This window comes from Nocardioides pantholopis, from assembly GCF_003710085.1.
Taxonomy (GTDB): domain Bacteria; phylum Actinomycetota; class Actinomycetes; order Propionibacteriales; family Nocardioidaceae; genus Nocardioides; species Nocardioides pantholopis.
Genome location: NZ_CP033324.1, coordinates 2,834,673 through 2,861,623 on the forward strand (window position 1 = coordinate 2,834,673; position 26,951 = coordinate 2,861,623).

Consider the following 26,951-nt stretch of genomic DNA (forward strand, 5'->3'; position numbering starts at 1 on the left):
TCCCGGGCGCAGGTGCGCAGGTCCGGCGTGCCGCGGTCAGGCGCTCTCGGCGACCCGCTCCACCTCGACCAGCCGGATCAGGTGGCTCTTGTGCAGCATCCGGCGTACGGCGGGCCCGCAGCCGCGCAGCGTGAGGTGCTGGCCCTCCCGGACCACCCGGCGGGTCGCGAACGCGAGCACCTTCAGCGCCGTGAGGTCGACAGTGCCGACGCCGGTGAGGTCGACCACGACGTCGCCGGAGTGCCGCCGGAGGTGGTCGTGGAGCGCGTCGCGCACCTGGAAGGTGCTGCGGACGTCGAAGTCGCCCGCCAGCACGAGGACGGACCCGTCGGTGCTGATCTCCATCGCTGACCCCCGCTGCCCCGCGCAACTCTGACAAAGAAGGTACCCAGGATGAAGTAGAGAATCCTGGCATTTATCCGCCGCCGGAGCGGCTGGCGGCGACGAGCCGGACCGGGGGCGTCGATAAACTCGTGCCATGGTCAACCTCACCCGGATCTACACCCGCACCGGCGACGGCGGGGAGACCCGTCTCGGCGACATGAGCCTCACCACGAAGAACGACCTGCGCCTGCACGCCTACGCCGACGTCGACGAGGCCAACGCCGCCCTCGGCGTCGCGGTCGCGACCGGCGGTCTGGCCGACGACGTGGTGGCGGTGGTGACCCGGGTCCAGAACGACCTCTTCGACGTGGGAGCGGACCTGTGCACGCCGGTCGTCGCCCACCCCGAGTACCCGCCCCTGCGCATCGAGCAGGACTACGTCGACCGGCTCGAGCGCTGGTGCGACGAGTACAACGAGGCGCTTCCCGCGCTGCGCTCGTTCATCCTCAACGGCGGCACGCCCGCCGCGGCCCAGCTGCACGTCGCGCGGACCGTCGTACGCCGTGCGGAGCGGGCCGGCTGGGCGGCGTACGAGGTGCACGGCGAGGTCATGAACCGCCTGGCGCTGACCTACCTCAACCGGCTCTCGGACCTGTTGTTCATCCTCGCCCGGCATGCCAACCGCGAGCGCGGCGACGTGCTCTGGGTGCCGGGCGGCGAGCGGGACTGATCACGCTGCGACGCCAGGGTGCTCGACGCATCCCGGCGGCCAAGACGGCCGCCGCGGTGCTGACGGTCGTGCTCGCGGCCGGCTGCGTCACCGAGCCGGCGGCCGACCCGGGCAACGACGACAGGCCCGCCGGGTCGCCGCCCAGCAGCGCGACTGCTGACGCACCGTCGCCCGGGTCCGAGCGCGGCTCCACCGGGGCCGCACTGGCCGCACCCCGGCCCGCCCGGTCCCCGGGCCGACTGGCGGCCCGGCTGGTCGCGGCGGAGACCGTGGCGCGCTCCCCCGCGACGAGCCCGGACGACCGGGCCCGCGCGGCGTTCGAGACCCAGCTGCTCTATCGCCAGCTGGCTCGGCGCGACCAGTGGCTCCGCCCCGTGCTGCGGGCGGTCGAGCCCTCGCTGCGCCCCACCGTCCGCGCCCACGTCACCGCGCGCCGCGAGTTCCGCGGCATGCACACCCAGCTCGCGCGCACCCTGCCCACCTGGCGGATCGTCGACCCCGCTCCCGCGGGCCGGCTGCTCGCCTACTACCGCGCCGGCGAGCGGCGCTTCGGCGTGCCGTGGGAGGTCCTGGCCGCGGTGCACCTCGTGGAGACCGGGATGGGCCGGATCCGCGGTACCTCGGTCGCCGGCGCCCGCGGGCCGATGCAGTTCATGCCGCAGACCTGGGCGGCCTTCGGCCGCGGCGACATCGACGACGACCGGGACGCGATCCTCGCCGCCGCCCGCTATCTCGCCCACAACGGGGGCGGCCGCGGTCGGGTCGACGCGGCCCTGTACGCCTACAACCGGCATCCGGCCTACGTGCGGGGCGTGCAGGCGTACGCCGAGGTCCTGCGCGCGGACCCGCGGGCCTACGCCGGCCTCCACGGCTGGCAGGTGGTCTACCTCTCGGCCGCCGGGGACGTGTGGCTCCCGACCGGCTATCGCCAGCGCCGCTCCGTGCCGGTCCGGTCCTACCTGGCCCGGCACCCGGAGCACCTGCTGGGCTCGGCCACCGACTAGGGCATCCGCGCGGGGCGCGCGGCGCTCACCGCCGGGGGCTGGTCCAGTCGGTGCCGGGCGGGCGCGCCTCGAGCCAGGCCTGGAAGCCGGTGAGCGAGGCGGGACTCATCGCCAGCTCGACCCGCCCGCCGGTGGCATCGGTGAGCTCGATGACGACGTGGTCGGGATAGAGCGACATCTCCTCGGGCCCGTGCGCCGCGCGGCGAGTGTCGTAGGTCAGGTCCGAGCGGCCCCAGGTGACCTTGGGCCGCGGCGAGAGGGAGAAGATCCGGAACCACTCCAGCCGCTCGCCGGAGTACCGGCCGAGGCCGAGCAGCCAGCCCCGACCGGCCCGGTGCGACCGGGCCCGGTAGCTGAGCTCGAAGGTGCCGCCGTGGCGGGAGAGAAGGCGGCGCCGGAGGACCAGAGCGGCGCCGTACGCCAGCACCAGGAGGAGCAGTACGCCGGCTGCGTCGAGCAGCCACTGCCACACCGGCATTGCCTCCCCCTCGTCCTCGGTGCCGTCACCCTAGCGGGCAGACGGCACCGGAGGACGAGCGGGTCGGGCCGGTGGTGGAGCTGGGGGCCGAGCAGGCTCAGGAGGCCCGCTCGACCGCGCGGATGCGTGCCTCGGCACGCCGGATCCGCGCCTCCGACTCGCTGGCGTCGGCGAGTCCGCCGGCCACCTCGAGCTCGGTGCGCGCCGCGTTCACGTCGATCTCGTGAGAGAGCACGGCGCGCTCGGAGAGGATCGAGATCCGGTCACCGGCGACGGACAGGAAGCCCCCGTCCACCGCGGCGACCACGACCTCGCCGTCGGTCGTGGCGATCTCCACGACCGCGTCGACCAGCAGCGAGAGCAGCGGCGCGTGCCCGCGCAGCACACCGACGTCGCCCTCGGTCGTGCGGGCGATCACCATGGTGGCCTCGCCGGACCAGACCGTGCGGTCGGCCGCGACGAGCTCCACCTGCAGCGCAGTGCCGGAATCCGCGGACGCCATCTCAGAGGTTCTTCTGGATCTCGGCCCACTTGGCCTCGACGTCGTCGAGACCGCCACACATGAAGAAGGCCTGCTCGGCGACGTGGTCGTACTCGCCGCTCGCGATCTTGTTGAACGCCTCGATCGTGTCCTTGACCGGGACGGTCGAGCCCTCGATGCCGGTGAACTGCTTGGCCACGTAGGTGTTCTGCGACAGGAACCGCTGGATGCGACGGGCCCGGGAGACGATGATCTTGTCCTCCTCGGAGAGCTCGTCGACACCGAGGATCGCGATGATGTCCTGGAGCTCCTTGTTGCGCTGCAGGATCTGCTTGATCCGGATCGCGCAGTCGTAGTGCTCCTGCCCGATGTACTGGGCGTCGAGGATCCGCGAGGTCGACGTCAGCGGGTCCACCGCGGGGTAGATGCCGAGCGAGGCGATCTCTCGCGAGAGCTCCGTGGTGGCGTCGAGGTGCGCGAACGTCGTGGCCGGCGCGGGGTCGGTGTAGTCGTCCGCCGGCACGTAGATCGCCTGCATCGAGGTGATCGAGTTGCCTCGGGTCGAGGTGATCCGCTCCTGGAGCTGACCCATCTCGTCGGCCAGGTTGGGCTGGTAGCCCACCGCGGAGGGCATCCGGCCGAGCAGCGTGGAGACCTCGGAGCCGGCCTGGGTGAACCGGAAGATGTTGTCGATGAAGAGCAGCACGTCCTGGTTCTGGACGTCGCGGAAGTACTCCGCCATCGTCAGCGCCGAGAGCGCGACGCGCAGCCGGGTGCCCGGCGGCTCGTCCATCTGGCCGAAGACCAGCGCGGTCTGGCCGATGACGCCGGCCTCGGTCATCTCCTCGATGAGGTCGTTGCCCTCACGGGTGCGCTCACCCACACCGGCGAAGACCGACACGCCGCCGTGGTCCTTGGCGACGCGGGCGATCATTTCCTGGATCAGCACGGTCTTGCCGACCCCGGCACCACCGAACAGGCCGATCTTGCCGCCCTGCACGTAGGGGGTCAGCAGGTCGATGACCTTGATGCCGGTCTCGAACATCTGGGTCTTCGACTCCAGCTGGTCGAAGGCCGGCGCCTTGCGGTGGATGCCCCAGCGCTCGGTGATCTCGAGCTGCTCGCCCTCCTTGAGGTTGAGCACGTCGCCGGTCGCGTTGAACACGTGGCCCTTGGTGACGTCGCCGACGGGGACCGTGATCGGGCCCCCGGTGTCGGTCACGGTGGTGCCGCGCACCAGGCCGTCGGTCGACTGCATCGAGATGGCGCGGACCATGCCGTCGCCGATGTGCAGCGCGACCTCGAGGATCAGCGTCTTCGACTCGCCGTTCAGCTCGAGGGTGACCTCGAGCTTGTTGTACATCTCGGGCATCGCGTCGGCGGGGAACTCAACGTCGACGACGGGGCCGGTGACGCGGGCGATCCGACCGGTGCCTCCGGCAGCAGCGCCCTGCTTGGTCTCTTCCACAGTGGCAGTCATGTCTCTCACTCACTCCCGGCGTTGGCATCGGCGAGCGCGTTGACGCCACCGACGATCTCGCTGATTTCCTGGGTAATGCCGGCCTGACGGGCCTGGTTGGCGATTCGGGTGTACTTCTTGATCAGCTCATCGGCGTTGTCCGTCGCGGACTTCATCGCCTTCTGACGGGCGGCCAGCTCGGAGGCGGCCGCCTGCAGCAGGGCGAAGAAGATCCGGCTCTGGACGTACTGAGGCAGCAGCCCGTCGAGGACCTCCTCAGCCGACGGCTCGAACTCGTAGAGCGGCAGCAGCTCGGACTCGTCCGGGCGCTCCTCCCCCTCCACGACCTCCAGCGGCAGCAGGCGGACGGCGGTCGGCTCCTGCACGAGCATCGAGCGGAACCGCGTGTAGACCACGTGCACCTCGTCGACGTCGCCCTCCTCGCCCTGCTCCTTGAGGAAGGACTCGATGAGCGCGCCGCCGATCTCGGCCGCCACGTCGTAGGAGGGCTGGTCGGAGAAGCCGGTCCAGGTCCGGACGACGGGGCGCGAGCGGAACTTGAAGTACGCCTCGCCCTTCCGTCCGGTGATGTACCAGTCGATCTCCTTGCCCTCGCCACGCAGCCGCTCGGCGAGCCGCTCGGCCTCCTTGAGCGCGCTCGCGGAGTAGGCGCCGGCGAGGCCGCGGTCGCTGGTGACGACCAGGACGGCGGCCCGCTTCGGGTTCTCCTCCTCCCGGGTCAGCGGGTGGTCGACGTTCGAGAACGTCGCCACCGCCGACACGGCGCGGGTCAGCTCGCGGGCGTACGGCGCGGCCGCCTGGGCCCGCTGCTGCGCCTTGATGATGCGAGACGCAGCGATGAGCTCCATGGCGCGCGTGATCTTCTTCATCGACTCCGTCGACTTGATCCGCGCGCGGTACTCACGCAGCGATACGGCCATCGTCAGCCCCGCTTCTGCTTGACGATCTGCTCCTGCTCGACGTCCTCGTCCGCCAGCGCCTCGGCCTGCGCCTCGCGACCGACCTTGATCGAGCCACCCTCGGAGGTCTCGAACTGGTCCAGGAAGGAGTCGTAGGCGCCCGCCACAGCGGTCGCGGTCTCGTCCTCGAACTTCAAGGACTCCCGGATCGCGGAGAGGATGCCCTCGTGCGAGCGGCGCAGGTAGTCGAGGAACTCGTGCTCGAAGCGGAGCACGTCCTCGACCGGGACGCGGTCGAGCCGGCCGGACGTGCCGAGCCACAGGGAGACGGTCATCTCCTCGACGGGGTACGGCGAGTACGCGGGCTGCTTGAGCAGCGCCATCAGGCGCTGGCCGCGGTCGAGCTGCTGGCGCGAGGCCGCGTCGAGGTCGGAGGCGAACATCGCGAACGCCTCCATCGCGCGGAACTGCGCGAGGTCGACCTTGAGCGAGCCGGTGACCGCCTTCATCGCCTTGGTCATCGCCGCACCACCCACGCGGGAGACCGACACGCCGACGTCGATCGCCGGGCGCTGGTTGGCCGCGAACAGGTCCGACTGCAGGAAGATCTGGCCATCGGTGATCGAGATGACGTTGGTCGGGATGAACGCCGAGACGTCGTTGGCCTTGGTCTCCACCATCGGCAGGCCCGTCATCGAGCCGCCGCCGAGCTCGTCGGAGAGCTTGGCGCAGCGCTCGAGGAGCCGGCTGTGCAGGTAGAAGACGTCACCCGGGTAGGCCTCGCGGCCCGGCGGGCGTCGCAGCAGCAGCGACACGGCGCGGTAGGCCTCGGCCTGCTTGGTCAGGTCGTCGAAGACGATGAGGACGTGCTTGCCCTCGTACATCCAGTGCTGGCCGATGGCCGAGCCGGTGTACGGCGCGAGGTACTTGAACCCGGCGCTGTCGGACGCCGGGGCCGCCACGATCGTCGTGTACTCCAGCGCGCCGGCCTCCTCGAGGGCGCCGCGGACCGAGGCGATCGTCGAGCCCTTCTGACCGATCGCGACGTAGATGCAGCGCACCTGCTTGCTCGGGTCGCCGGTCTCCCAGTACTGCTTCTGGTTGATGATCGTGTCGATCGCGACGGTGGTCTTGCCGGTCGCGCGGTCGCCGATGATCAGCTGGCGCTGGCCACGGCCGATCGGCGTCATGGCGTCGATCGCCTTGATGCCGGTGGCCAGGGGCTCGTGCACCGACTTGCGCTGCACTACCGAGGGGGCCTGCAGCTCCAGAGCGCGGCGGCCGGTGGTCGCGACCTCGCCGAGGCCGTCGATCGGCTTGCCGAGCGGGTCGACGACCCGGCCCAGGTAGCCGTCACCGACCGGCACCGAGAGCACCTCGCCGGTCCGGCGGACCGGCTGGCCCTCCTCGATGCCGTCGAAGTCACCGAGGACGACGGCGCCGATCTCACGGGTGTCGAGGTTCAGGGCCAGGCCCAGCGTGCCGTCCTCGAACTCGAGCAGCTCGTTCGCCATCGCCGAAGGCAGCCCGCTGATCCGCGCGATGCCGTCACCGGCCTCGGCGACGTAGCCGACCTCTTCCTTGCTGGCCGTCTCGGGCTGGTAGTCGGCGACGTACTTCTGCAGCGCGTCGCGGATCTCCTCCGGACGGATGGAGAGCTCCGTCATCTTGGTGCCTTCTCTCTTGTCTCTACAGGTCTGGTGGTGGTGCCGTCAGCCGACGAGCCGGCGGCGGGCGTCGTCGAGCCGACTCGAGACCGTGCCGTCGATGACGTCGTCACCGATCTCAACACGGATTCCCCCGAGCACGTCGGGGTCGACGAGGAGGTTCAGGTGGACCCGCCGGCCGTACTGGCGAGCCAGCGCGTCCGCGAGCCGCTGGCGGTCGCCCTCGGACAGGTCGCGAGCGACCCGCACGGTGGCGACGCCCTGGTCGCGCACCTCGGCGGCGACCTTCTGGTACTCCTCGAGAGCCACCGCGACCGTGCGGTGCGCACCCGCCACGGAACGGCGGGCGAGCACGACCGTCTGCGGCAGCGTCTTGCCGCCGAGCAGGTCGTCGAGCAGCCGGCCCTTGTCCTCCATCGACCGCGCCGGGTCGGAGAGGGCGTCGCGCAGGGCCGGGTTGTCCTTGACCAGGCTGGCCACCCCGAACAACTCGTCGGAGATCCGCTCGCCCTCGGGACCCGCGGAGCGGACGGCCGCCACGACGCTGAGGTGCTCCAGCGCGTCGGCCAGGTCGCGACCGACTGTCCACCGGGAGCGCACCGCCTTGTCGAGCACGGCGAGCGCACCGGCGTCGACCTTGGCGCCGAAGACCTGCTGGACGAGCCCGGACTTGGCCGCGGGCGCGATCGAGGCGTCGGTGGCGAACCGGCGCAGCGAGCCCTCGGAACGCAGGGTCTGCGCCAGCGAGAACAGGTCGTCACCGATCGTCGATGCCGAGGCCGGGCTGGCGGCGAGAATGCCGGCCAGCTCGGTGCTCAGCGTCGCGACCGTGTCGGCCGAAGCTCCGCGGAAGCCCATCAGTTGACCCCCGGCGTCCCGGTCTCGAGGTCGGCGAGGAAGCGCTCGACGACGCGGCTCTGGCGAGCGTCGTCGTCCAGGCTCTCGCCGATGATCCGCCCGGCGAGCGTGGTCGCGAGCGTGCCGACCTCGGCCCGCAGCGAGGTGACCGCCTGCTGGCGCTCCGCCTCGATCTGCGTCTTGCCGTGCTCGACGATGCGGGTCGCCTCGGCCTGGGCCTGCTCCCGCATCTCGGCCACGATCGTGGCGCCCTGCTCACGCGCCTCCTCGCGGATGCGCGCAGCCTCGTGCCGGGCGTCGGCGAGCTGCTTCTCGAGCTCGGCGAGCTTGGCGTCGGCCTCGGCCTGCTTGGTCTCGGCAGACGCGAGTCCGCCCTCGATGGCAGCAGTCCGCTGAGCGAACGCCTTCTCGAAGTTGGGAACGACGAACTTCTTGATCGCGAAGAGCAGGACCAGGAAGACCGCGATCCCCAGGATGATCTCCGAGACGTGCGGGATGAGCGGGTTCAGTTCGCCCTCTGCCGCCTGGATCGATTCACGCATGGGTCACCTCAGGATCGGAACGCGAAACGTGCGTCAGTTAAGGACGAAGGCGAGCGCGATACCGATGATGGCAAGCGCCTCGGCGAGCGCGAAGCCCAGGATCGCGATGGACTGCAGACGCGACTGCGCCTCCGGCTGGCGGGCGACGCCGTTGATGTACGCGGCGAAGATCAGACCCACGGCCAGGGCCGGGCCGATCGTCGCGATGCCGTAGCCGAGCATGTTCAGCGAGCCGTTGATGTCACCATTCATGACGGTGAGGGTTTCCTTTCGGTTGGGTGGTGCTTCGAGTTTCTATTCTCGGGCGCTCACCGTGCCGGGGCACGGTGTGCTGCTCAGTGCTCGTCGGCGACAGCACCTGAGACGTACATGGCGGTCAGCAGGGTGAAGACGTAGGCCTGCAGGAACATCACCAGCAGCTCCAGGGCCGAGACCCCGAAGAACATGACCCAGGCCAGGACCCCGCCGACGGCGTTGATCGGGGAGAACGCCTCGAAGAGGAGGTACTCGCCGCCGAGCGCGAAGAGGATCAGCAGGAGGTGGCCGGCGAACATGTTCGCGAACAGACGCAGGGCCAGCGTGACCGGGCGGACCAGGATGTTGGAGAGGAACTCCAGCGGGGCGATCAGCAGCAGCACCGGGCCGCGGACGCCGGACGGGACGCAGGTGTGCTTGAGGTAGCCCAGCGCACCGTGCTTCCAGATCCCGACGCCGTTGTAGAGCAGCCAGCTCAGGGCTGCGAGCCCGTAGGCGAACCCGGAGTGGGAGAAGGTCGGGAACTGGACGAACGGGATCATCCCGAAGTAGTTGTTCACCAGCACGAAGGCGAACAGCGTGAAGAGGTAGGGCACGAACTTCATGAAGTGGTCGGTGCCGATGATGTCGCGCGCGATGCCGTTGCGCACGCTCCCGTAGGCCCACTCGCCGGCGTACTGCAGGCGACCCGGCACCAGCTCGGCCTTGCGCGACATCGCGTAGGTCACCGCGAAGATCAGCACCGCGGAGAGCACGATCATCACCATGGGCTTGGTGACCGACGTGCCGGCGATGCCGGGCAGGTCGAAGTCAGCCGGCCCGGGCGGGCTGAAGCCGCCTCCGCTCGCCAGGGGGGCGAACGCAGCGGCAAGATTCCCAGCGATCAACGCCGTGTCTCCTTCATGTACGTCACTTCTTGGGGCCGGGCTCTTCAGGAGCGCCGAACCGCTTCACGACCGAATAGACACCGAGACCGGCACCCACGAGAATTCCGATGGCCACCAGAAAGTCGGTGCCCAGCCAGCGATCAGCGAGCCAGCCGAGCACTCCGTAGAACAGGACGCCGGCGAGCATCATGCTCACCGCCTGCCACGGATCTGGCTGTGGCTGGGTGCGGTCCCGCTCGTCGTTCTGGGCCATCGAGACCCGGACTCTAGCAGTCATCGCCGGCCTCCCTCGCCCCGCCCGTCGCGGTGGGCACCGGCGTGTAGAGCGGGATCCGCGACCGGACCGTGAGCGCGACCTGCAGGGCCACCCAGAGCAGGGTCATCCCGATCACGCCGAGGCCGCACCACAGCTGCTCGGACTCGGCGTCGACGAGCCCGGAGCGCCCGAGGGCGACCACCCCCACCAGCACCAGGAGCAGCTGCAGGGCGTAGGTCAGCAGCGCCATCATCAGCGAGGCGCCGGGCATGGCGCCGGCCACGAAGCTGAGCGTGAACGCGCCGAAGGTCAGCACGACGAGCGCGAGCCCGGCTCCCAGGGCGAAGGCACCTGCGAGACCCGCTCCCCCGGCCAGCGCCACGACGACGGCGGCCACGGCGGCGAGCGCGCCGGCGAGCAGCACCGTGCGGGCCAGGATCCCGCTGACCGACCGCGCCGTCGTCGGCCCTGCGGGGCGGACCCGGGGGCGTTGGAGCTCGGAGGTCATCACAGCGGCGATTTCCGGTCGTCGGAGGAGGTAGCGCGACCCGTCGGACCGCTCGTGAAAACTATCACAAGGTGCTCCCAGCCCTGAATTGGATCGTTCCAGGCAGGCCGGTCCACGGGAATGGGGCTCAGGGGCGAGCCGGCGTGCGGTCCTCGGGCTCGTCGAGCACCTCGAGGATCCGGGGCTTGCCCAGCCGCGGCAGCACAAACGTGAGCACGACGGTCAGGACCGCTCCCAGGCCGACGCTCCCCCACAGCCACGGCCCGGTGTAGAGCGAGGCGGCCACGGTCCCGAAGGCCATCAGCGCCGCCCACAGCCACATGATGAAGACCGCCCGGCGCTGGGAGTGGCCGATCTCCAGCAGCCGGTGGTGCAGGTGCTGCTTGTCGGGGGCGAACGGCGAGCGGCCCGCGCGCGTGCGGCGTACGACTGCCAGGACCAGGTCCAGGATCGGCACGATCAGGATCGAGACCGGCAGCAGGATCGGCAGCAGCGTCGGCAGCAGGCTCGCCTGCGCGCCGCCGCCGCCCTCGGAGATCTGCGGGCCGGAGAACTGTCCGGTGAGCGTCACGGCGCTGGCCGAGAGGACCAGGCCGATGAGCATCGATCCACTGTCGCCCATGAACAGCCGGGCCGGGTGGAAGTTGTGGACCAGGAAGCCCGCGCAGACCCCGGCGAGGGCGACGCTCAGCAGCGCCGCCGTCGTCGCCCGGTCCGCGCTGTTGATCCGGGTGAGCTCGTAGCAGAAGAGGAAGAACGCGAGCGCGCCGATGCCGACCACGCCCGCGGCCAGCCCGTCGAGGCCGTCGACGAAGTTCACCGCGTTGACCGTTCCGACCACCACGAAGCCGGTGAGCAGTGCCGCCTGGGTGCCGTCCAACGAGAACTGGACCCCGTCGGACCAGGGGAAGAAGAAGTAGCGGATGTCGAAGCCGACCAGGAACCCGGCGGCGAGCACCTGGCCGCCCAGCTTCACCAGCGCGTCGAGCTCGAAGAGGTCGTCGAGGACGCCGACGGCACAGATCAGCGCGCCGGCGATCAGCACGACCTTGGCGTCGCGGAAGACGAACGGCCCGCCCATCGAGAGGAACGGCAGCTCGCGCGCCACGAGGTACGCCGCGGCGAGGCCGCCGAGCATCGCGAGGCCACCGAGGTACGGGATCGGGGTGTCGTGGACGTCGCGGTCGCGCACCCGCGCCACCGCCCCGGTGCGCAGCGCGATCTCCCGGGCCACGACCGTGAGCAGCGAGGTGACCACGGCGGCCACCAGGAAGACCAGGATGTACTCGCGCACCGGCTATCCCTCGTCGACGAGGGCGGCGCCGAGGGGTTCGAGGACCGCGTTGAGGTCGGCGAGCGAGAGCGCCCCGCGGCGCAGCACCCGGCCGCGCTCACCGGTGGCGTCGACGATGGTCGAGGCCTCGCCGCCGGGCGAGGCGCCCGCGTCCACGACGACCTGGATCGACTCCCCCAGCATCTCCTCGGCCTGGTCGGCGTCAGTCGCGGCGGGCAGGCCGGTGCGGTTGGCCGAGCTCACCGCCAGTGGTCCGGTGCGCTCGAGAACCTCGAGGGCCACCGGATGGTCCGGCATCCGCACCGCGACAGTGCCCCGGGTGTCACCGAGGTCCCACTGCAGCGAGGTCTGCTGGTGGCACACCAGCGTGAGCGGGCCGGGCCAGAACTCCTCGACCAGGGCCCGGGCCCAGTCGGGCACCCGGATCGCCAGCGCGTCCAGCGTGGTGGCCGAGCTGACCAGCACCGGCGGCGGCATCTCGCGACCGCGGCCCTTGGCCTTGAGCAGCGACCGCACTGCCTCGGCGTCGAACGCGTCAGCCCCGACGCCGTACACGGTGTCGGTGGGCAGCACGATCAGGCCGCCGTTCTGGACGGCAGCGGTCGCGGCCGAGACGGCTGCCTCGCGCTCCTCGTCCGTCGTGGTCGGATAGCGCTCGCTCACCGGTACCTCCTGAGGCTTCGCACCCGAGTCATCGTGCCAGCCGCGCCGTCACGAAGCGCGCACGGCCCGCCAGGTCGTCGTGGTCGCGGACCTCCTGCCAGCGTCCGGCGGCCGCGAAGACGCCCGGCGCGGAGCGGCCCTGGACGTCGGCGTGCTCGGCACCGACCTGCCCGCCCGGACGCAGCAGCGCGGCCGCACGCACCTCCAGGACCCGCATCGCGTCGAGCCCGTCGGCACCGGAGAACAGCGCCAGCTCGGGGTCGTGGTCGCGGGCCTCGGCGGCGACCGACTCCCAGGCGTCCAGCGGGATGTACGGCGGGTTGCAGGTGACGAGGTCGACGGTGCCGTCCAGCTCCGGGAACGCCGTCGCCATGTCTCCCTCGCGCAGGTCCACGCCGGTGTCCTCGAGGTTCCGCTCGGCCCAGCGGAACGCCGCGGGGTCCAGCTCCACCGCGTGCACCCGCGCGTGCGGCACCTCGTCGGCGATCGCCTTCGCGACCGCCCCCGAGCCGGTGCACAGGTCGACGACGACCGGGTCGGCGAGGTCGGCCAGCTGCTCGACGGCCCAGCCGGCCAGGAGCTCGGTCTCGGGCCGCGGCACGAAGACCCCCGGCCCCACCGCCAGCTCGACGTGGCGGAACCAGGCGACCCCGGTCAGGTGCTGCAGCGGCTCGCGCGCCGCCCGGCGGGCCACCAGGCCCTCGTAGGTCTCGGCGGCGTCCGGCGGCACCGTGTCGAGCAGCACCAGGCGCCCCCGGGTGGTGCCCAGCACGTGGGCGAGCAGCTCGGCGGCATCGTGCTCGGGGCTGGCGACGCCGGCCTCGGCCAGCCGGAGCACTGCCGCGCGCTGGAGGTCGCGGGGACTCACTGCTCGAGCGCCTCGAGGCGAGCGGCGAGGTCGGCCTCGGCGCAGGAGTCCAGGACCGGCTGGAGGTCGCCGTCGAGGACCTGGTCGAGGTTGTAGGACTTGTAGCCGGTGCGGTGGTCGGAGATCCGGTTCTCCGGGTAGTTGTAGGTGCGGATCCGCTCGGAGCGGTCCACGGTGCGGATCTGGCTGCGCCGGGCGTCGCTGGCCTCCGCGTCGGCCGCCTCCTGGGCCGCGGCGAGCAGCCGCGAGCGCAGGATCCGCAGGGCCTGCTCCCGGTTCTGCAGCTGGCTCTTCTCGTTCTGGCAGCTGACCACGATCCCGGTCGGCAGGTGCGTGATCCGCACGGCCGAGTCGGTGGTGTTGACGCTCTGGCCGCCCGGCCCACTGCTGCGGAAGACGTCGATGCGCAGGTCGTTGTCGTCGACGGACACGTCGACCGGCTCGGCCTCCGGCAGCACCAGCACCCCGGCCGCACTGGTGTGCACGCGGCCCTGGGACTCGGTGACCGGCACCCGCTGCACGCGGTGCACACCGCCCTCGAACTTCAGCCGTGCGTACGGCGTCTCGCCGGGCTCGGAGGCCCCCTTGGCCTTGACCGCGACCGTGACCGACTTGTAGCCGCCCAGGTCGGACTCGGCCGCGTCCAGGACCTCGACCTTCCAGCCGCGGCGCTCGGCGTACCTGGTGTACATCCGCAGCAGGTCGCCGGCGAACAGCGCCGACTCCTCGCCACCCTCCCCCGACTTGACCTCGAGGATCGCGTCCTTGGCGTCCGCGGGGTCGCGTGGCACCAGCAGCCGGCGCAGCCGCTCCTCGGCGACCTCGCGCTGGGCGGCGAGCGCCTCGACCTCGCCGGCGAACGACGGGTCCTCGACGGCGAGCTCCTGCGCCGCCTCGAGGTCCTCGCCCTGCCGCTGCCAGTCCCGCCAGGCGGAGATCACCGACGACAGCTCGGCGTAGCGCTGGTTGAGGCGCTTGGCCAGCCGGGCGTCCGCGTGGGTCTCTGGCGCGCCCAGGCGCTCCTCCAGGTCGGCATGCTCGGCGAGCATGCCCTCGACGGCCTCGAACACGTGTGGTTCCTCGTCCTGTGACGGCTCAGCGGGGTGGATACGGGGCAGAAAATGGCCAACGCCGGTCGCCGCCCGAAGGCGACGACCGGCGCATGGAGACAGCTACTTCTTCGCGGCCTTGGCGTAGCGGGCCTCGAAGCGGGCGACACGGCCGCCGGTGTCGAGGATCTTCTGCTTGCCGGTGTAGAACGGGTGGCACTGCGAGCACACGTCGGCACGGATCGCGCCGGAGGTCTCGGTGCTACGGGTGGTGAACGTCGCGCCGCAGGTGCAGGTCACCTGGGTGTCGACGTAGGTGGGGTGGATGTCCTTCTTCATGGTGTCCTCTCAGTCGCCGGGTCGCCGCCGCGGGGTGCGGTCTGCACGTGAACCGGAACCAGCGCACAAGTGTGCCACCCCTGCCAACGCCGCGGTAATCCAGGGCATTCCCGCCCCGCCGGGCGGGGTCAGCCGACGCGCGAGAGCAGGGACTCGACGCGGGAGGCGAGCTCGCGCGGGCTGAACGGCTTGGTCACGTAGTCGTCGGCGCCGGAGTCGAAGCCGGTCTCCACGTCGGACTCCTGGGCGCGTGCGGTCAGCAGGATCACCGGGAGGTCGGCGAGCGCGGGGTCCGCGCGGATCACCCGGATCGCGTCCAGGCCCGAGACGCCGGGCATCATCACGTCGAGCACCGCGAGGTCGGGCCGCTGGGCCCGGCAGGCGTCGATCGCCGCCTGACCGTCGGAGACCGCCGTGATGTCGTGCCCGAGCGAGGACAGCTTGAACTCCACGAGCTCGCGGATGTCGACGTCGTCGTCCGCGACCAGGATCCGTGCCACTCGCCCACCTCTCATGCCGTGCAACCTGTTCGAAGAGTAGCGGCCTGCGGAGGACCTGACCGCCGAAGTGGCCAGGTCCCCCGCAGGTCGTCTGCGGCGCTGCTCGCGCTGCGTCAGCCGTCCGTGCCCGGCGCAGGGGTGTTCTTCTGCACCTGCATCAGGAACTCGATGTTGCTCTGGGTCTTGCGCAGCCGCTCCAGGAGCAGCTCGAGGGCCTGCTGCCCGTCGAGGCTGGAGAGGACCCGGCGCAGCTTCCACACGATCGCGAGCTCCTCCTTGCTGAGCAGGAGCTCCTCGCGCCGGGTGCCGGACTGGATCGCGTCGATCGCGGGGAAGAGCCGCTTGTCGGCGAAGTCCCGGCGCAGCCGGAGCTCCATGTTCCCGGTGCCCTTGAACTCCTCGAAGATCACCTCGTCCATCTTCGAGCCGCTCTCGATCAGCGCGGTCGCCAGGATGGTCAGCGAGCCGCCGTTCTCGATGTTGCGGGCGGCGCCGAAGAACTTCTTGGGCGGGTAGAGCGCTGCGGAGTCCACGCCGCCGGAGAGGATCCGGCCGCTGGCGGGGGCCGCGAGGTTGTACGCCCGGCCCAGGCGGGTAATGCCGTCGAGCAGGACCACGACGTCGTGACCGAGCTCGACGAGCCGCTTGGCCCGCTCGATCGCGAGCTCGGCGACCATCGTGTGGTCGGCCGGCGGCCGGTCGAAGGTCGAGGAGATGACCTCGCCCTTGACCGAGCGCTCGAAGTCCGTGACCTCCTCGGGCCGCTCGTCGACCAGCACCACCATCAGGTGGCACTCGGGGTTGTTGGCGGTGATCGAGCGCGCGATCGCCTGCATGACCATGGTCTTGCCGGCCTTGGCCGGCGAGACGATCAGCCCGCGCTGGCCCTTGCCGATCGGCGCGGCGATGTCGATGACCCGGCCGATCATGTTCGCCGAGTCGGTCTCCATCCGCAGTCGCTCGGAGGGGTAGAGCGGTGTCAGCTTGGAGAACTCCACCCGGTTGCGCGCGGCGTCGGGGTCGGCCCCGTTGACGCTGTCGATGCGCACCATCGGGTTGAACTTCTCCTTGCGCTCGCCCTCCCGGGGCTGGCGCACCTGCCCGACGAGGGCGTCACCGCGGCGCAGCCCGTACTTGCGGACCATCGAGAGCGAGACGTAGACGTCGTCGGCGCCCGGCAGGTAGCCGCTGGTGCGCACGAACGCGTAGCTGTCGAGGACGTCGAGGATGCCGGCGGCCGGCACCAGGACGTCGTCCTCGAGGATCGTGGTGTCGGGCTCGTTGCGACCGCCCGTGCGGACCCGGTCGCGGTCCCGGCCGCGCCGACGCCGGTTGCGGCCGCGACCGTCCTCGTCGTCCTCGTGCTGCCGGTCCTGCTGGCGGTCCTGACGAGATTCCTGCTGCCGGTCCTGGCGGGAGTCCTGCTGCCGGTCCTGGCGGTCCTGGCGCTCCTGCCGGTCCTGACGAGAGTCCTGCTGGCGGTCCTGCTGCCGGTCCTGCCGGTCCTGACGGTCCTGACGGGAGTCCTGCTGCCGGTCCTGCCGGTCCTCACGGTCCTGACGGGAGTCCTGCTGGCGGTCCTGGCGGTCCTGCCGGTCCTCGCGGTCCTGCCGGTCCTCGCGGTCCTGCCGGTCCTGGCGGTCCTGCTGGTCCTGGCGGGGCTCGCGCCGTTCCGCCCGGGTCTCCTGGCGCTGCTCACCGCGGCTTCGCTCGCGGCGCCCGCCGGACTGCTGGACGGTCTGCTCGCCCTGGTCGGCCTGCTGGTCGGCCGGACGCTCGGCGCGCTTGCCGGTCCGCTGCCGGGAGCGCTTCTCCGCCGGAGCCTCAGCAGCGGGGGCGTCCGCAGCGGGGGTGCCGGCAGCCTGGGCCTGCTGGTCGGCCGAGCCGGACCGGGCCCGCCCTCGAGGCTGCTTCTCGGCGCCGCCGGCCGACTTGGCAGGGCCCCCGCCGCTCTGGGCGGCCTTGATGGCCTCCACGAGCTGGGCCTTCTTCATGCCGCCGGCGCCGGCGATCCCCAACCCTCCGGCCATCGCCTTGAGGTCGGCGATCAGCATCGCGTTCAACCCACCGCCGCGCTTCTTCGGCGCGCTCGCGCCCGCATCGGCAGCAGTGCCCATCGCTCCCTGATCGGCAGTGTCCATGGTCTCGGTCACGTGAGGTCCTTCCCACGTATCGGTGCCGGTCGGCGAAGCCGTTGCGGCGGGTCCTGGCATCACCTCGCCCGGGAGCCCACGCGCGCAGGCTCGGCGGCGGGTGCGGAACAGATCCGCGGCGAGATGAGGTGAGTGGCGCACCGGACGAGAGTCCCCGAGGACGGGTCCGAGGTGCTACGCCAAGAGGTGCGGCGCGTCGTCAATGTACCACCGGAGCCTGGGCCCGGCCGGGACCCCTCACGACGCGCGGGCGCCACCCGTGTCGATCGCCAGGCGGTGCGCGTCCCAGCCCTCGGGGCACCGGGCGAGCAGGGCCTCGGTGGCCGCTCCCCCTGCCTGCGCACAGAACGCCAGCACCGTCGGACCGGCTCCGGACACGACCGCCGGCACCCCGTCCGCACGCAGGGCGTCGACCAGGGCCAGGGAGTCCGGCATCGCCGGACGGCGGTACTCCTGGTGCAGGTAGTCGCGGGTCGCGAGCAGCAGCTGCTCGGGGCGTCCGGCCAGGGCCGCGACCAGGAGAGCCGCCCGGCCGGCCCCGGCGGCCGCGTCCGCGTGCGGCACCTGCGGGGGCAGCAGCCCACGGGCGACCTCGGTCGAGACCCCGACCGGCGGCACGAACGCCATGGCGCCGATCCGGGGGTCCACGGCGGAGGACATCGCGTAGAAGGAGCCGTCCTCGCACCCGGAGATCACGAACCCGCCGTACATCGCCGGCGCGACGTTGTCCGGGTGCCCCTCGAGGTCGGCCGCGAGCTCGAAGAGGGTGTCGTCGTCGAGCAGCAGCGACCCACCGGCCACCAGGGCCCGCGCCAGGACCAGGCCACCGACGATCGCCGCCGAGGACGAGCCCAGGCCGCGGGCGTGCGGGATCACGTTGCGACAGGCCAGGCGCAGGCCGGGCGGCTGGGCACCCATGACCTCGAACGCGACGCGCATGGCGCGGACCACGAGGTGTCGCTCGTCGAGCGGGACGTCGTCCTGCCCCGCACCCTCGACGGTGACCTCCAGGCCCTCGGCGAGCACCTCCGCGCGGAGCTCGTCGCGCAGGTCGAGCGCGATCCCCAGGCAGTCGAAGCCCGGACCGAGGTTGGCCGAGGTCGCGGGGACCGAGGCCTGCACCGGCCCGTCGACGAAGGTCGCCACCGGGATCAGGCGAGCCCGGCGGCCGCAGCCGCCGCGGTGACGTCGGCGTCGACCACGGTGTCGACCAGCGGGCCGACGCCCTCCAGTGCGGTGGCCACGTCCTTGAGGCCGTGACCGGTCACGGTGATGACGACCTGCAGCCCCGCGTAGGACACGCCGGAGATCAGCTGCTGGAGCAGGCCGGCCACGCCCGCCGCCGAGGCCGGCTCGACGAACACGCCGTCGCGGCGGGCCAGCTCGCGCTGCGCCGCGAGGATCCGCTCGTCGCTGACCGCCTCGAAGACGCCGCCGGACTCGTCGCGCGCCGCCTCCGCGAGCTTCCACGAGGCCGGGTTGCCGATCCGGATGGCGGTGGCGCGGGTCTCGGGGTTCGGGAACGGCTCGCCGGTCACCAGGGGGGCCGCGCCCTCCGCCTGGAAGCCGCGCATGATCGGCCGCTTGGTGGCCAGACCCAGGTCGGCGTACTGGCTGTAGCCCAGCCAGTAGGCCGAGATGTTGCCGGCGTTGCCGACCGGCAGCAGGTGCACGTCAGGGGCGTCGCCGAGCAGGTCGACGATCTCGAAGGCCGCGGTCTTCTGGCCCTGCAGCCGGACCGGGTTGACCGAGTTGACCAGCGCGACCGGGTAGTCCCAGGCCAGCCCCTTGGCCATGGTCAGGCAGTCGTCGAAGTTGCCGCGCACCATGATCACCTGCGCGCCGTGCACGATCGCCTGGGCCATCTTGCCGGCCGCGATCTTGCCCTCGGGCACCAGGACCAGCGGCTTGAGGCCGGCCTTCGCGGCATACGCCGCCATCGAGGCCGAGGTATTGCCGGTCGAGGCGCACACGACCGCCTCGGCGCCGTCGTGCTTCGCGACCGAGATCGCTGCGGTCATGCCGCGGTCCTTGAAGGACCCGGTCGGGTTGTCGCCCTCGACCTTGAGCCAGACGTCGCCCCCGGTGAGGCCGGAGAGCCACTCGGAGTGGACCAGGGCGGTGCCGCCCTCGCGCAGCGTCACCGCGGGCGTGCCCTCGGGGATCTCCAGCAGGTGCCGGTACTCCTCGATGACGCCGCGCCACTGGTGGGTGCGGGTCACGCCACTGCCGGTCTGGGCGGTCTGGGCGGTCTGGGCGGTCCGGTCCTCGAGCATCATTCGGCCTCTCCTTCGACGCGCATCACCGAGGTGACCTCGCGGACGGTCTCCATCTCACGCAGGCTCGCGACCGTGGCCGACAGCTGGGCGTCGGTGGCCTCGTGGGAGACCACGACGAGCTGGGCGTCCAGGTCGCGGCCCTCCTGGCGGACGGTCTGGATCGACACGTCGTGCTCGGCGAAGGCCTGCGCCACCTGGGCGAGCACGCCGGCACGGTCGTCGACGTCGATCGCGACGTGGTAGCGGGTCAGGGTCTCCCCCATCGGCAGCACCGCCCGGTCGGCGTACGCCGACTCGCCGGGGCCGCGGGTGCCCGAGATCCGGTTGCGGGCGACCGTCACGAGGTCGCCGAGCACGGCGGATGCCGTGGGGGCGCCACCGGCGCCCGGACCGTAGAACATCAGCTGGCCGGCGGCGCGGGACTCCACGAACACCGCGTTGTAGGCCTCGCGCACCGATGCCAGCGGGTGCGAGCGCGGGATCATCGCCGGGTGCACACGCACCGCGACCGACTCCTCCCCGCCGGCCTGGTGGAGCTCGCAGATCGCCAGCAGCTTCACGACCGCGCCGATCTCGCGGGCCGCGGCGATGTCGGCAGCGGTCACCTCCGAGATCCCCTCGCGGTGCACGTCGGCGGCGGTCACCCGGGAGTGGAACGCCAGCGAGGCCAGGATCGCGGCCTTGGCCGCGGCGTCGAAGCCCTCGACGTCGGCGGTCGGGTCCGCCTCGGCGTACCCGAGCTCCTGGGCCTCCTCCAGCGCCTCCTCGAAGCCGGCCCCGGAGGTGTCCATCTTGTCGAGGATGAAGTTCGTGGTGCCGTTGACGATGCCGAGGACCCGGGTCACGTGGTCGCCGGCGAGGGACTCTCGCAGCGGCCGCAGGATCGGGATCGCGCCGGCGACGGCGGCCTCGTAGTACAGGTCGCGGCCGGCCTTGTCGGCGGCCTCGAAGAGGGTGGGGCCGTCCTCGGCCAGCAGTGCCTTGTTGGCAGTGACCACGCTGGCGCCGTTCTCCAGCGCCGCGAGGATCAGCGAGCGAGCGGGCTCGATGCCGCCGATCACCTCGACGACCAGGTCGATGTCGCCACGGGAGACCAGGCCGGTGGCGTCGGTGGTCAGCAGGCCCGCGGGGACCTCGACCTCCCGGGCGGCGTCCAGGCGGCGTACGGCGACGCCAGCGAGCTCGATGGGGGCGCCCACGCGCGCCGCCAGGTCGTCGGACTGCTCCAGGAGCAGCCGCACCACCTGCGAGCCGACCGAGCCGCAGCCCAGCACGGCCACCTTGAGTGTCCGGTCGCTGATCACCGGTCCAGCCTATCGGCGCTCGTCGCCGCCCCGGACAGGGATGGTCCACGGCGGACAGCGGGGCCTCACCGTGGCGTCAGCACGACCTTGCCCAGCGCCGTCCGGTCCTCGAGCGCCCGGTGCGCCGCCGCGGCCTCGGGGAGGCCGAAGACCGAGCCGACGTATGGGACCCGCGAGCCGTCGGCGGCCGTGGCCAGCGCCTCGCGCTCGAACTCGGCCAGGCGGCCGGTGATCGCGGGACCGAGGACGTCGACGACCGGGCGTCCGGGCGCGTCGTAGCCCTCCTGCTCGCCGGAGAAGCGGACCATCCGCCCGCCGGGCTCGAGCAGGCGGTGCGCCGTGCGGGCCACGGCACCCCCACGACCGTCCAGCAGCAGCGTCAGCCGGGGCTCCGCTGCCCGCAGCCGGGCGGCCCAGGCCGGGTCGCGGTCGTCGATCGCGACGTCGGCGCCGTGCCGGCGGACCACGTCGAGCTTGGCTCCACCGGCGAGTCCCACCACCCGGGCGCCGGCGTTGCGGGCGCCCTGGAGGAGCAGCGTGCCGAGACCGCCGGCCGCCGAGGTCACCACCACGACGTCGTCGTCGGTGATCGCGGCGTGGGCGAGCACCCCGGCGGCGGTGCGGCCGGTGCCGATGGCGGCGACGGCGGTGGCCGCATCCAGGCCGTCCGGGACCTCGTGGAGGCGGGCCGCGTCCACGACGACCAGCTCGGCGTACCCGCCGCTGGCACCGGGGCCGAGGTGCGCCACGACCCGGCGCCCGAGCAAGCGCTGGTCCACGCCGGCCCCGACCGCGTCGACGAACCCGGCCACCTCCCGGCCCGGCACCATCGGCAGCCGGGGCGGCGCGGACGCCGGGAACGCCTGCCCGGCCCGGATCGCGGTGTCCAGCACGTGCACGCCGGCCGCCTCGACCGCGATCCGGACCTGCCCGGAGGCGGGGCGAGGATCGGGCAGATCCTCCAGACGCAGGACCTCGGCCGGGCCGAAGGAGTGGTGTCGGACGGCTCTCATGAAGCGATCGAACAACGTCAACTCAGGTTGAGGTCAACCCGGAGGCCGCCGATCGCCGGCCCGGTCAGCCGAGGTCGGTGGCGAGCAGGTCGTCCTCGGTCTCGCGGCGGACCACGACGCGCGCGACGCCGTCGCGGACCGCGACCACCGGGGGCCGCAGCAGGTGGTTGTAGTTCGAGGCCATCGAGCGGCAGTAGGCACCGGTGCCGGGCACCGCGAGCAGGTCGCCGGGCGCCAGGTCCGCGGGCACGAACTCGTCCTTGACGACGACGTCGCCGGCCTCGCAGTGCTTGCCGACCACGCGGCCCAGGACCGGGACCGCGGCCGAGGCGCGCGACGCGAGCGTGCAGGAGTAGTCCGCGTCGTAGAGCGCGGTGCGGATGTTGTCGCTCATCCCGCCGTCGACCGAGACGTAGGTGCGCACCGCGCCGCCGTCGAGCCGGACCCGCTTGACGGTGCCGACCTCGTAGACCGTGCACATCGCCGGACCGACGATCGCGCGGCCCGGCTCGATCGAGAGCCGGGGCTCCTCGATCCCCAGCGCCCGGCACTCGTGCTCGACGATCTTGGTCATCTCGGTCGCCAGCTGCGCGGGGTCCGAGGGGTCGTCCTGGGTGGTGTAGGCGATGCCGAAGCCGCCGCCCAGGTCCATCTCGGGCATCGTCACGCCGACCTCCTCGCGGACCTGCGCGTGCAGGGCCAGCACCCGGCGCGCGGCCACCTCGAAGCCGGAGGAGTCGAAGATCTGGCTGCCGATGTGGCTGTGCAGGCCGAGGATCTCCAGTCCGGGGGTGGCCGTCACCCGGCGTACCGCCTCGAGGGCGTCGCCCGAGGCGATCGAGAAGCCGAACTTCTGATCCTCGTGGGCGGTGGCGATGTACTCGTGGGTGTGCGCCTCGACGCCGGCCGTGACGCGGACCATCACGCTGACCGTGGCGCCGAGCTCCGCGGTGATCGCGGCCAGCCGCTCGATCTCGTCGAAGGAGTCGACGATGATCCGGCCCACCCCGAGCCGGACCGCGCGGGTCAGCTCGGCGACGGACTTGTTGTTGCCGTGGAAGCCGACGCGCGCCATCGGGAAGCCCGCCCGCTCGGCGACGCTCAGCTCGCCGCCGGAGCACACGTCCAGGCAGAGGCCCTCCTCGGCGACCCAGCGGGCGACGGCCGTGGAGAGGAACGCCTTGCCTGCGTAGTAGACGTCGTACGCCGCGAACGCGTCCCGGAACGCCCCCGCGCGGGCCCGGAAGTCCGCCTCGTCCAGGACGTACGCCGGGGAGCCGTGCTCCGCGACCAGGTCGGGGAGCGACACTCCCCCGACCGAGAGCACGCCCTCGGCCTTGCGGGCCGTCGAGGACCACAGCTGCGGCACCAGGTCGTTGGGGTCGGCGGGCTGGCGCAGCCAGGTGGGTCCGCGCAGCGCGCCGGCGGCGTGTGCCCAGCCGGCCTCGTGGGTGGTGGTCACATCCGCTCCGGGGCCGAGACGCCGAGCAGCGCGAGGGCGTTGGCGAACACCACGCGGGTGGCGGCGACCAGCGCCAGCCGGGCCCGGTGCAGCTCGGTGGGCTCCTCGTCGCCCATCGGCAGCACCCGGCAGTTGTCGTAGAAGCGGTGATAGATGCCGGCGGTGTCCTCGAGGTAGCGCGCGACCCGGTGCGGCTCGCGGAGCTCGGCGGCGCTGGCGACGACCCGCGGCAGCGCGGCGAGCGCGCGCAGCAGCTCCCCCTCCTTCTCGTGGGTGAGCAGGTCCATCTGCTCGCCCGGCTCCAGGCCGAGGTCGGCGGCGTTGCGCAGGATCGAGGAGACCCGGGCGTGCACGTACTGGACGTAGAAGACCGGGTTGTCGCTGGACTGCTTGGTCATCTGGGCGACGTCGAGGGTCAGCGGCGAGTCCGCGGGATAGCGCGACAGCGTGTAGCGCAGCGGGTCGACCCCGATCTCGTCGGTGAGCTCCTGGAGGGTCACGATCGTGCCGGCGCGCTTGGAGAGCTTCATCTCCTCGCCGTCCTTCATGATCTTGACCAGCTGCCCGATCAGGACCTCGATCGTGCGCTCGGGGTCGTCGCCGGCGCACGCGGCCATCGCCTTGAGCCGGCCCACGTAGCCGTGGTGGTCCGCGCCGAGCAGGTAGATGCAGCGGCCGTAGCCGCGGGCCCGCTTGTTCAGGTAGTACGCGGTGTCGCTGGCGAAGTAGGTCAGCTCGCCGTTGGTGCGGATCAGCACCCGGTCCTTGTCGTCGCCGAAGTCGGTGGTGCGCATCCACACCGCGCCGTCGGCCTCGAAGACGTGGCCCTTCTGCTTCAGCGAGAGCAGCGTGTCGGCGACCGACTCGCTGTCGTGCAGCGAGCGCTCGGACATCCAGGTCTCGAACTCGGTGCGGAAGTGGCGCAGCTGCTCCTGCTGCTCGGCGAGCTGGGCGGCGTACCCGGCCTCGCGGAACGCGACCGTCCGCTCGCCCTCGGGCAGGTCGAGGAGACCCGGGTCCTCGGCGACCAGCCGGTCGGCCAGGTCCTTGACGTAGCCGCCCTGATAGCCGCCCTCGGGGATCGGCCGACCGAGCGCGGCGGCCTCGATGGAGGCGCCGAAGAGGTTCATCTGGTTGCCGCGGTCGTTGATGTAGAACTCGCGGTCGACCTCGGCCCCGGCCGCGGCGAGCACCCGGGCGAGGGCGTCGCCGACGGCCGCCCAACGGGTGTGGCCCAGGTGCAGCGGGCCGGTGGGGTTGGCGGAGATGAACTCGACGTTGATCCGCTCCCCGGCCAGCGCCTCGTTGCGGCCGTACCGCTCGCCCGCGGCGAGGATCTCCAGCGCGACCTGGCCCTGGGCGCCGGCCTCGACGGTGATGTTGAGGAAGCCCGGCCCCGCGATCTCGACGCCGGCGATGCCGTCGGCGTCCTCGAGGCGCTTCTGGACGAGGGTCGCGAACTCCCGCGGGTTCTTCCCCGCCTTCTTCGCGAGCTGGAGGGCGACGTTCGTGGCGTAGTCGCCGTGCCCCTTCTGTCGGGGCCGCTCCACCGTCACCGTCGTGGGGACGCCGTCGGGGAGGGTGATCGCACCCTCGTCGGACAGCGTCGTCAGGGCGTCGACGATCGCAGTGGAGAGCTGTTCGGGAGTCACCAACCCAGGGTATCGAGGTGACGGAGCCCGACTCACGTCGGTATCACCGGCCGCAGACCGGCCCGGTTTCTGCACCCGCCCCGCTGGGCTGTAGGGTTTCGCTCGCACCGCTCGCCGGTGTGCGCCTCCGTAGCTCAGGGGATAGAGCACTGGTTTCCGGTACCAGGTGCCGCAGGTTCGAATCCTGCCGGGGGCACAACCACTCGCACGGACCGGCCGACCATGCCGCCGGGCACTCGCGCCGCTCGCCGCAGCAGGCCGGGGATCTCACCGCCGCCGGCACGGGCTGGTCGCGGCCAGCGACGTCCTGACCCGCGGACTCCTCGGGCAGTTCTCGCGCTCCTCGGGCATTGCAGTGCCCCAGAGGCGCGAGGATCCCCGGTGAACCGGGGAACCTCGGCCTCACCGCTCAGCAGCGCTCGATCGTGGCGTCGCGCCGGGCGTCGTCGCCGTAGCGGCGCGCGGTCGCGACCGAGGGCAGCACGACGCTGGCGCCGCCCACGTTGCCGATGCTGCCCGGCAGCACGCAGGTGCGGACCTTGGCGGGCTCCACCTGGGCGACCGCCTGGGCCAGCCGGAACAGCTCGGCCGGCGGCAGGTCGGTGCGCAGGTGCTGGATGGCGCTGAGCACGCCGTTCTCGAGGAAGCCCGCCCGGTCGGCGTTGGCCCGGATCTTGCGGTGGATGCCGCGCAGCACGACCTGCTGGTGGGCGGAGCGGCCGAAGTCGCCGGTCGGCAGCTCCTTGCGGATCCGGGCGTACGCCATCGCCTGGTAGCCGCCGAGGTGGATCCGGCCCGCCCGGAAGCCCCCCGGCTTCAGGATGGGGTCCTTGAAGGCGGCCGGGTTGACCACGTCGATGCCGCCGATGGCGTTCACCATCCGCTGGAAGAACGGGAACTTCGTGACGAACACATAGTCCGGCTGCACGCCCACCAGGTCTCCGACGGTGCGGCCGAGGAGCTCGGGCCCGCCGTAGGTCAGCGCCGCGTTCACCCGGCTCGAGCCGTGGCCGGGGATCGGCACCCAGGAGTCCCGCGGGATGCCGATGGCCGACGCGGCGCCGGTGCGGGTGTTCATCCCGATCAGCTGGAGGGCGTCGGCGCGGGTGCGGCTCATGTTCTCCCCCGGGCGGGCATCCGAGCCGACCGCCAGGATCCAGACCACGGCCGGGTCCACGTCGACGCTCGCGGAGCGCTCCATCTTGACCAGCGACACCTGCTCGGCGCGCGGCGCGGAGTCGGGCAGCAGCACGGCCACGAGCGCCAGCACACAGCCGAGGACCGTCACCCGCAGCAGGCGCCGCACCCCGACGAGCCTGCCGAGCCTGCCGCTCCAGATGGTCGAGCCTCCGCCGCTCATGCGCTCTCTCCCCTGCTCACGTCGTACCCGAAGATCCGCCAGCCGCCGCGCTCCGGCGCCAGGAACAGCCGGCCCCGCACGGTGCTGGTGGTGGCGACCGCGCCGGTGGTGCGGAACCGCAGCCGGAAGCGGGCCGTCGCCCCGGACGCCCGGCCCCGGCTGGAGACGACGTCGATGCGCAGGGTCCGGCCCAGCTGCTCCACACCCTCCACCTGCTCGGCGATGGCCAGGTTCGACATCAGGTCGACGTCCCGGCGCGCCCGGGCGCGCGCGTGGCCGGTGAAGTCGGCGAACGCGCCGTCGACGTCGGCCCGCGGCCACTCCCCGCCGACGTACGCCGCGTCCACCCACCGGTCGAAGACCTGCTGGATGCGCTCGCGCACCGCGGGCCGACGGGCGGCCGGCAGCCGACCGGCGAGCTTCCCGAACCGCACGTCCGTGCCGGGGTCCGTGGTCGGCGCCGCGTCGCTGCTGCGCGGCCGGGAGTCCGGCTCCGGCTCGTCGTCACCGCTGCACGCCGTGGCGCCCAGCGCCAGCACCCCAGCGAGGACTGACGCGCCGAGACGATGCGCCCGGCGTGACCCACCGGCCCTCCGGGGGCCGCCCGGCGTCCCGGTCGTCCCAGTCTTGGTCGCGCTCACCCTGC

The 26,951-nt window shown here is 72.2% G+C and carries 29 protein-coding genes and 1 tRNA gene; 3 read left to right on the forward strand and 27 right to left on the reverse strand.

The features are described from left to right. Nucleotides 1–36: 36 nt before the first annotated feature. Nucleotides 37–345: an STAS domain-containing protein gene (locus EBO35_RS13585; protein WP_122818177.1), complete on the reverse strand. Its 309-nt coding sequence runs from the start codon at nt 343–345 to the stop codon at nt 37–39. Between the two features lie 133 nt (nt 346–478). On the opposite strand from EBO35_RS13585, the gene EBO35_RS13590 reads away from it, so the two are divergent. Both EBO35_RS13590 and EBO35_RS13595 read left to right on the forward strand, forming a co-directional pair. Beyond that, the gene (locus EBO35_RS13590) at nt 479–1,054 is read left to right on the forward strand and encodes a cob(I)yrinic acid a,c-diamide adenosyltransferase (protein ID WP_122818178.1); all 576 of its coding nucleotides are present in this window, start codon (nt 479–481) and stop codon (nt 1,052–1,054) included. A 56-nt stretch (nt 1,055–1,110) separates the two neighbouring features. After that, nucleotides 1,111–2,058, forward strand: a complete 948-nt coding sequence (locus EBO35_RS13595) for a lytic transglycosylase domain-containing protein (protein ID WP_122818179.1) — start codon at nt 1,111–1,113, stop codon at nt 2,056–2,058. Between the two features lie 25 nt (nt 2,059–2,083). Here the strand turns inward: EBO35_RS13595 and EBO35_RS13600 are convergent, their stop codons facing one another. The 24 genes from EBO35_RS13600 to argS form a co-directional block, all read right to left on the reverse strand. Then, entirely contained in the window at nt 2,084–2,536 is a 453-nt protein-coding gene (locus EBO35_RS13600; protein ID WP_122818180.1) for a DUF2550 domain-containing protein, read from the reverse strand. Nucleotides 2,537–2,633: 97 nt separating this feature from the next. Further along, nucleotides 2,634–3,038 carry a F0F1 ATP synthase subunit epsilon gene (locus EBO35_RS13605; RefSeq protein WP_122818181.1) on the reverse strand — a complete coding sequence of 135 codons (405 nt, stop codon included), beginning with the start codon at nt 3,036–3,038 and terminating at the stop codon, nt 2,634–2,636. Between the two features lies 1 nt (nt 3,039). After that, nucleotides 3,040–4,497: a F0F1 ATP synthase subunit beta gene (gene atpD, locus EBO35_RS13610; RefSeq protein ID WP_122818182.1), complete on the reverse strand. Its 1,458-nt coding sequence runs from the start codon at nt 4,495–4,497 to the stop codon at nt 3,040–3,042. 5 nt (nt 4,498–4,502) lie between these two features. Beyond that, entirely contained in the window at nt 4,503–5,417 is a 915-nt protein-coding gene (locus EBO35_RS13615) for a F0F1 ATP synthase subunit gamma (RefSeq protein ID WP_122818183.1), read from the reverse strand. Nucleotides 5,418–5,419: 2 nt separating this feature from the next. After that, nucleotides 5,420–7,063, reverse strand: a complete 1,644-nt coding sequence (gene atpA / locus EBO35_RS13620; RefSeq protein WP_122818184.1) for a F0F1 ATP synthase subunit alpha — start codon at nt 7,061–7,063, stop codon at nt 5,420–5,422. A 45-nt stretch (nt 7,064–7,108) separates the two neighbouring features. Next, a complete protein-coding gene (locus tag EBO35_RS13625; protein WP_122818185.1) occupies nt 7,109–7,921 on the reverse strand; it encodes a F0F1 ATP synthase subunit delta in 813 nt (270 codons plus the stop codon). Continuing rightward, nucleotides 7,921–8,451 (reverse strand): F0F1 ATP synthase subunit B, encoded by a 531-nt coding sequence (locus tag EBO35_RS13630; RefSeq protein ID WP_206422814.1) that lies wholly within the window; start codon nt 8,449–8,451, stop codon nt 7,921–7,923. The genes EBO35_RS13625 and EBO35_RS13630 overlap by 1 nt, the downstream gene beginning before the upstream one ends. Nucleotides 8,452–8,496: 45 nt before the next feature. Next, entirely contained in the window at nt 8,497–8,715 is a 219-nt protein-coding gene (locus EBO35_RS13635) for an ATP synthase F0 subunit C (protein WP_122818187.1), read from the reverse strand. 83 nt (nt 8,716–8,798) lie between these two features. Then, the gene (atpB, locus tag EBO35_RS13640) at nt 8,799–9,605 is read right to left on the reverse strand and encodes a F0F1 ATP synthase subunit A (RefSeq protein ID WP_317983493.1); all 807 of its coding nucleotides are present in this window, start codon (nt 9,603–9,605) and stop codon (nt 8,799–8,801) included. Nucleotides 9,606–9,627: 22 nt separating this feature from the next. Beyond that, nucleotides 9,628–9,858 (reverse strand): AtpZ/AtpI family protein, encoded by a 231-nt coding sequence (locus EBO35_RS13645; protein ID WP_122818188.1) that lies wholly within the window; start codon nt 9,856–9,858, stop codon nt 9,628–9,630. 13 nt (nt 9,859–9,871) lie between these two features. Next, a complete protein-coding gene (locus tag EBO35_RS13650; RefSeq protein WP_122818189.1) occupies nt 9,872–10,369 on the reverse strand; it encodes a hypothetical protein in 498 nt (165 codons plus the stop codon). A gap of 127 nt (nt 10,370–10,496) precedes the next feature. Beyond that, nucleotides 10,497–11,663, reverse strand: coding sequence for a glycosyltransferase family 4 protein (locus tag EBO35_RS13655; RefSeq protein WP_122818190.1), 1,167 nt, complete (start codon nt 11,661–11,663; stop codon nt 10,497–10,499). 3 nt (nt 11,664–11,666) lie between these two features. Continuing rightward, nucleotides 11,667–12,326, reverse strand: a complete 660-nt coding sequence (locus tag EBO35_RS13660) for an L-threonylcarbamoyladenylate synthase (protein WP_122818191.1) — start codon at nt 12,324–12,326, stop codon at nt 11,667–11,669. 28 nt (nt 12,327–12,354) lie between these two features. Then, nucleotides 12,355–13,194, reverse strand: coding sequence for a peptide chain release factor N(5)-glutamine methyltransferase (gene prmC / locus EBO35_RS13665; RefSeq protein ID WP_122818192.1), 840 nt, complete (start codon nt 13,192–13,194; stop codon nt 12,355–12,357). After that, on the reverse strand, nt 13,191–14,264 hold the full coding sequence (prfA, locus tag EBO35_RS13670; protein WP_122818193.1) for a peptide chain release factor 1: 1,074 nt from the start codon (nt 14,262–14,264) through the stop codon (nt 13,191–13,193). The genes prmC and prfA overlap by 4 nt, the downstream gene beginning before the upstream one ends. Nucleotides 14,265–14,366: 102 nt before the next feature. Beyond that, nucleotides 14,367–14,582, reverse strand: a complete 216-nt coding sequence (gene rpmE / locus EBO35_RS13675) for a 50S ribosomal protein L31 (RefSeq protein ID WP_122818194.1) — start codon at nt 14,580–14,582, stop codon at nt 14,367–14,369. Nucleotides 14,583–14,710: 128 nt separating this feature from the next. Further along, entirely contained in the window at nt 14,711–15,082 is a 372-nt protein-coding gene (locus EBO35_RS13680; protein ID WP_122818195.1) for a response regulator transcription factor, read from the reverse strand. Between the two features lie 113 nt (nt 15,083–15,195). After that, a complete protein-coding gene (gene rho / locus EBO35_RS13685; protein ID WP_455429446.1) occupies nt 15,196–17,235 on the reverse strand; it encodes a transcription termination factor Rho in 2,040 nt (679 codons plus the stop codon). A 237-nt stretch (nt 17,236–17,472) separates the two neighbouring features. After that, nucleotides 17,473–18,381, reverse strand: a complete 909-nt coding sequence (gene thrB, locus EBO35_RS13690; protein ID WP_122818196.1) for a homoserine kinase — start codon at nt 18,379–18,381, stop codon at nt 17,473–17,475. A 5-nt stretch (nt 18,382–18,386) separates the two neighbouring features. Next, entirely contained in the window at nt 18,387–19,511 is a 1,125-nt protein-coding gene (thrC, locus tag EBO35_RS13695) for a threonine synthase (protein WP_122819779.1), read from the reverse strand. Beyond that, nucleotides 19,511–20,818 (reverse strand): homoserine dehydrogenase, encoded by a 1,308-nt coding sequence (locus EBO35_RS13700; protein WP_241153704.1) that lies wholly within the window; start codon nt 20,816–20,818, stop codon nt 19,511–19,513. Before EBO35_RS13700 ends, thrC begins: the two co-directional genes overlap by 1 nt. A 65-nt stretch (nt 20,819–20,883) precedes the next feature. After that, complete coding sequence (locus tag EBO35_RS13705) at nt 20,884–21,831, reverse strand: alcohol dehydrogenase catalytic domain-containing protein (protein WP_122818197.1); 948 nt, start codon at nt 21,829–21,831, stop codon at nt 20,884–20,886. 64 nt (nt 21,832–21,895) lie between these two features. After that, on the reverse strand, nt 21,896–23,293 hold the full coding sequence (gene lysA, locus EBO35_RS13710; RefSeq protein ID WP_122818198.1) for a diaminopimelate decarboxylase: 1,398 nt from the start codon (nt 23,291–23,293) through the stop codon (nt 21,896–21,898). Continuing rightward, nucleotides 23,290–24,945: an arginine--tRNA ligase gene (gene argS, locus EBO35_RS13715; RefSeq protein ID WP_164477965.1), complete on the reverse strand. Its 1,656-nt coding sequence runs from the start codon at nt 24,943–24,945 to the stop codon at nt 23,290–23,292. Before argS ends, lysA begins: the two co-directional genes overlap by 4 nt. Before the next feature lie 123 nt (nt 24,946–25,068). Here argS and EBO35_RS13720 point away from each other — a divergent pair. Then, nucleotides 25,069–25,141: transfer RNA gene (locus EBO35_RS13720), tRNA-Arg, on the forward strand. 213 nt (nt 25,142–25,354) lie between these two features. Here the strand turns inward: EBO35_RS13720 and EBO35_RS13725 are convergent. Together EBO35_RS13725 and EBO35_RS13730 are read right to left on the reverse strand one after the other, a co-directional pair. Beyond that, the gene (locus EBO35_RS13725) at nt 25,355–26,305 is read right to left on the reverse strand and encodes an LCP family protein (protein WP_122818200.1); all 951 of its coding nucleotides are present in this window, start codon (nt 26,303–26,305) and stop codon (nt 25,355–25,357) included. Continuing rightward, nucleotides 26,302–26,946, reverse strand: a complete 645-nt coding sequence (locus EBO35_RS13730; protein ID WP_164477966.1) for a hypothetical protein — start codon at nt 26,944–26,946, stop codon at nt 26,302–26,304. The genes EBO35_RS13725 and EBO35_RS13730 overlap by 4 nt, the downstream gene beginning before the upstream one ends. Nucleotides 26,947–26,951 lie beyond the last annotated feature (5 nt).

What these genes read in the sequence shown, in the direction of transcription:
- EBO35_RS13585 (WP_122818177.1), bottom strand. Translation starts at nt 345, where the DNA reads ATGGAGATCAGCACCGACGGGTCCGTCCTCGTGCTGGCGGGCGACTTC.
- EBO35_RS13590 (WP_122818178.1), top strand. Translation starts at nt 479, where the DNA reads ATGGTCAACCTCACCCGGATCTACACCCGCACCGGCGACGGCGGGGAG.
- EBO35_RS13600 (WP_122818180.1), bottom strand. Translation starts at nt 2,536, where the DNA reads ATGCCGGTGTGGCAGTGGCTGCTCGACGCAGCCGGCGTACTGCTCCTC.
- EBO35_RS13605 (WP_122818181.1), bottom strand. Translation starts at nt 3,038, where the DNA reads ATGGCGTCCGCGGATTCCGGCACTGCGCTGCAGGTGGAGCTCGTCGCG.
- atpD (WP_122818182.1), bottom strand. Translation starts at nt 4,497, where the DNA reads ATGACTGCCACTGTGGAAGAGACCAAGCAGGGCGCTGCTGCCGGAGGC.
- EBO35_RS13615 (WP_122818183.1), bottom strand. Translation starts at nt 5,417, where the DNA reads ATGGCCGTATCGCTGCGTGAGTACCGCGCGCGGATCAAGTCGACGGAG.
- atpA (WP_122818184.1), bottom strand. Translation starts at nt 7,063, where the DNA reads ATGACGGAGCTCTCCATCCGTCCGGAGGAGATCCGCGACGCGCTGCAG.
- EBO35_RS13625 (WP_122818185.1), bottom strand. Translation starts at nt 7,921, where the DNA reads ATGGGCTTCCGCGGAGCTTCGGCCGACACGGTCGCGACGCTGAGCACC.
- EBO35_RS13635 (WP_122818187.1), bottom strand. Translation starts at nt 8,715, where the DNA reads ATGAATGGTGACATCAACGGCTCGCTGAACATGCTCGGCTACGGCATC.
- EBO35_RS13645 (WP_122818188.1), bottom strand. Translation starts at nt 9,858, where the DNA reads ATGGCCCAGAACGACGAGCGGGACCGCACCCAGCCACAGCCAGATCCG.
- EBO35_RS13650 (WP_122818189.1), bottom strand. Translation starts at nt 10,369, where the DNA reads ATGACCTCCGAGCTCCAACGCCCCCGGGTCCGCCCCGCAGGGCCGACG.
- rpmE (WP_122818194.1), bottom strand. Translation starts at nt 14,582, where the DNA reads ATGAAGAAGGACATCCACCCCACCTACGTCGACACCCAGGTGACCTGC.
- thrC (WP_122819779.1), bottom strand. Translation starts at nt 19,511, where the DNA reads ATGCTCGAGGACCGGACCGCCCAGACCGCCCAGACCGCCCAGACCGGC.
- EBO35_RS13705 (WP_122818197.1), bottom strand. Translation starts at nt 21,831, where the DNA reads ATGAGAGCCGTCCGACACCACTCCTTCGGCCCGGCCGAGGTCCTGCGT.
- EBO35_RS13725 (WP_122818200.1), bottom strand. Translation starts at nt 26,305, where the DNA reads ATGAGCGGCGGAGGCTCGACCATCTGGAGCGGCAGGCTCGGCAGGCTC.